Annotated in this window: 3 protein-coding genes; 1 reads left to right on the top strand and 2 read right to left on the bottom strand. The window is 69.6% G+C overall.

From position 1 onward, the window contains the following. Window positions 1-343 precede the first annotated feature (343 nt). Window positions 344-931 carry a TetR/AcrR family transcriptional regulator gene (locus ACZ7M3_RS52625; RefSeq protein ID WP_472073930.1) on the bottom strand — a complete coding sequence of 196 codons (588 nt, stop codon included), beginning with the start codon at window positions 929-931 and terminating at the stop codon, window positions 344-346. 78 nt (window positions 932-1,009) lie between these two features. Here ACZ7M3_RS52625 and ACZ7M3_RS52620 point away from each other — a divergent pair, with 78 nt between their 5' ends. Further along, window positions 1,010-1,978, top strand: a complete 969-nt coding sequence (locus tag ACZ7M3_RS52620) for an NADP-dependent oxidoreductase (protein ID WP_472073928.1) — start codon at window positions 1,010-1,012, stop codon at window positions 1,976-1,978. A gap of 734 nt (window positions 1,979-2,712) precedes the next feature. Here the strand turns inward: ACZ7M3_RS52620 and ACZ7M3_RS52615 are convergent. Then, window positions 2,713-3,858, bottom strand: a complete 1,146-nt coding sequence (locus ACZ7M3_RS52615; protein WP_472073926.1) for an L-dopachrome tautomerase-related protein — start codon at window positions 3,856-3,858, stop codon at window positions 2,713-2,715. Between the last annotated feature and the right edge of the window lie 176 nt (window positions 3,859-4,034).

Genomic DNA, 4,034 nt, shown 5'->3' with positions numbered 1-4,034 from the left:
TGGAACACCGACCCGAAGCCCTACGTCTGGACGAAGACCGCGGACGAGATCCTCGAACGCCTCGCCAGTTATCTGAACAGAATTCCCGACTCAGAGCACTAGTACACTGTCGTGGCTAAATTCTGGGGTAGAGGTGGCGCAGTTTGATGCGTGCGTCGTGGGTGGTGAACTGCCAGTTCACCTGACGTTGGTCGGTGTTGGTGGCGTTCTGCCAGGCCGAGAGTTCGGTGTTGAGGATGTCGAGGTCGCTGATCCGGCGGTCGAGGGGTGCGCCGACAGGGGCCTGGCAGGACAGAGCCCCCGAACGGCTCGGTCCTGCCAGTCGCCTTCGTTCGGCTGGTCCTCACGGGTGCCTCTGCGGTCGAAGGCCATCCAGGAGGATGTCCAGGAGGCGATCGGCTGTGACCGCGTGGCCGGACTGGTGCGCGACGGTGATGATCCCGATCAGGCCGGCTGCGATCTCTTCGGCGGTGACGTCGGGCCGGAGGTCTCCGGCTGCGCGGCCTGCGTCGAGGATCGCCGATATCGCGTTCAGGAGCTCGTCCCTGGTTTGGGCGTGACCGACAGCGCCCGACTCGATCAGGGCCGGCAGGGTGTCGAGCATGCCGTTCTTCGTCGCGACCCAGTTGCCGAAAAGGTCCATCCAGCGTCGCATCGCAACGGCCGGAGCCTCGCTGGCGAGCAAGTTCTGGGCGCCGTTCGTGAGGCGGACGACCTGGTCGCGGTAGACGGCCTCCACAAGGGACTCGCGCGTAGGGAAGTGGCGGTAGAGCGTTCCGATACCCACACCGGCCTCGCGGGCGATAGCTCGCAGGGATGTCTCGCCGTCGGGCGAGGCGAGCACGCGTGTCGCGACCTCAAGCAGCTGATCGCGGTTGCGGGCGGCGTCGGCCCTCGTCGCCCGCGGCTTCGAACTCGTCAAACGGATCACGCTCCGGTTATGCTGGATTCCATAAGCGGAGCATAGTCCGTTTGGGTGGGTCCACGAACACAAGGAAACGAGTAAGACATGCAGCAATATGGCGACGCCCTTCGAGACGGCGCGAGCAGGGCCGTTCTGCTCGACTCGTTCGGCGGCCCGGAGGTCCTGGCCCTCAAGGACGCGCCTGAACCCCATGCGGGCGACGGGCAGATCCGCGTGCGGGTGACGGCGGCCGGGTTGAACCCGATGGACTGGTTCATGACCGCCGACGCGGAGACCGCGGCACGGTTCGGCCTGAGCCTGCCCTGCGGGTTCGGGACCGACTACGCCGGAGTCGTGGACCAGGTCGGTGCCGGCGTGAGCGGCTACGCGGTCGGTGACCGCGTGTTCGGGGCGGCCCTGTCCCGGGCGGTCGCCGACCACGTCGTCCTCGACGCGGACGGGAACATCGCCAGCGGCATCGCCCACCACACCCCGGACGGCGTCGACGACCGTACCGCCGCCACGCTCGCGATCGCGGGCAGCACCGCGTCCGCCGCACTCGACGTCCTTGGCCTCGGTCAAGGCGACACGGTGCTGGTCGGCGGCGCGGGCGGCGGAGTCGGCGTATTCGCAGTCCAGCTGGCGCAGATCGCGGGTGCGCGCGTCATCGGGACCGGCTCGCCGTCGTCAGCGGAGTACTTGCGAAGTCTCGGGGCCGAACCGATCGCGTACGGCGAGGGCCTGGCCGACAGGGTCCGCGACCTCGGTGCGGGCGCCGTCACCGCAGCCCTGGACCTGCACGGCACGGACACGGTGCACGTCGCGCGCGAGCTGGGAGTCCCGGATGGCCGCATCTGCACCATCGCGGGCCAGGTCGACGGCGTTCCTGCTGCCAACGGCGCCAACGCCGCGCCCGACGCCCTTGAGAACATCGCGCGCCTTGTCGCGGCAGGCCGCCTGCGTGTACCCCTTGCAGCGACCTACCCTGTCGAGGACATCCGCACGGCCGTCGAGCTCCAGGCAGCCCGACACGTCCGCGGCAAGGTCGTTGTCGACCTCCAGCGCCAGCCCTGACAGCCCGTGCCGGAATCGAGATCGGCCGACGCTGCACGCAGACGCCGCCTGAGATCCGGTTCCTGCAGCCGGGCCGCACAGCAGCGCCGGGAACCGACGAATTGGCCGACTGCGGGTAAAGGGCGTGTTCGTTGGCGTTTCCTGCGTGCGATGTCTGCCGCACAGCCGAGCCTTGTGTTGCCGGCCTCGTGGGACCAGGCCACCGCACAGGCGATGGTTCTCTGGACGCGCTGGTCACGCGCTGGTCATGGAGTCGCCCCGAACCTCGGGTAATGCCAGGTCACCTGGGGTGACACGCGAGACGGCCAGAGCCGCCACCCCCGGCCGGGGAACGAACCCGGCCCTGGACGAGCCTGCGACCTGGCACCCCGACCAGGCGTGGGGCACCGACCGGGCACGGACACCGACCGCCCTTGGACCACGGACCCCGCCCGGGACGCCGACCCGCTCACCGATCCGCCCCACGACCGAGCCACCGCCGACCGGTCAGCGGATCCGGCTCCCGCCCCCGGCCCGACAGCCGAGTGGTTCTACTTGTACACGGAGCCCATGCCGGGCACACCCCCGCCGCGCGTCATGCCCCTGTTCCGCCGCGGCCGGTCAACGACCGACCGGGTCTGAGGGAGGGGTCCGCCGGGAACGCGCACGGCTCCTGCATTGCGGATCAAGCGGGGAGGCCGCCCGGTCCAGGAGACGGACTGGGCCGGGCGGCCGCCCGACGCGGGCCGGAGAGGTCACACGAGCCTGACCGGCCCGGCGCCGATCGGCAGGCGGACCAGGAGATAGGGCTTGCGGCGCAGGTCCTCGCCCCTGTGGAAGGGCGGCTGCCGGTTGGCCTGGTTGGCGATGGCGTACAGGCGCCGGTCCGAGGCGACGGACAGGGTGGCGACCCACATCAGGTCGGTGCCCTGGGCGAGGGTGCGGTAGGTGCCGTTCGGGCTTCTGCGCCAGATGGAGTTGTGTTCCAGGTCGCCGCCGTAGAGCCGTCCCTTGTCGTCGCACTCCAGGCCGTCGGCCATGGGCTTGAACCCGTGGTCCTCGACCGTCGCCGCCACCTCGGCATCGGTGGCGTCCGGGTCGGCGAGGGAGTCGGTGGACACGCTGTGCAGTCGGCGGCTGGACATCGGGTCGTAGTACAGGCGCGTGCCGTCGGCGCTGAGAGTGATGCCGTCGGAGCCGACCGCGTAGTGCGTGGGCTCGCCGTCCGCGGGGCGGAACATGAACGGCTCGCCCTCGATGACCGGAACGAACTGCTTGTCCGCGAGCACCGAGGGATGGCCGGCCAGTCGCCGCCAGGAGCGGCCGGTGGCGAGGTCGACCACGATGATGCCGTTGGGGCCGTCCGCGTCGGTGATGAACGCCATGCCCTCGGCGCCGCGCCGCAGGTCGAAGCGCACGTCGTTGATGTAGCTGTTCGACGGCACCACCTCAGGCGGGAAGAGGATCTTCCGTACGATCCGGTCGGTGCGCAGGTCGACCGCCACGAGCTTCGGGCCGCCGTAGGAGGACCCGGCGAACAGCGGGCTTCCGGTGTCGAGGATCCACAGCCGGTCGGCCCCATCGACGACGACGCTCTGCACCGACTGGAAGTGCCCGGCCAGGTCGGAGGCGTCCTGGCGGTTCACCTCGGCGTCGGGGTAGGCCACCGGTTTCCCGCACCGTAGTTCGGCGACCGTGAACGGGACGTCGTCGCCCCAGCGGGGAAAGTTGACGAAGACCCGGCCGCGGCGTGAGACGGTGACGCCCGTCGGCATCGCGCCCCAGAAGCGGGCGACGACCTCGTAGTTTTTGGCTGTTGGACCGGCGGCGTAGGCGGGCCCGGCTAGTTGGGTGGCGGCCAGCGACGCGGTGGTCGCCGTGAGGAATACACGTCGTTTCATGCGAGCGTCTCCTGCTGGGTCAAGTCGCCGGAGGGCGAGGCGAGTTGCTGCATGGGTCTGCTGCAGGTTTGGGTGACAGGTTTGACCTGCCCCACCTCTGGGGTTCCAGTTCTGGTGGCTAACTGACAGCCCTTCACGGAAGGCTGGCAGTCATGCCTCGTCCCTATCCTCCGGAG

This window comes from Streptomyces sp. NPDC111656 (assembly GCF_055656965.1).
This window is presented reverse-complemented; position numbering and strand designations above follow the sequence as displayed.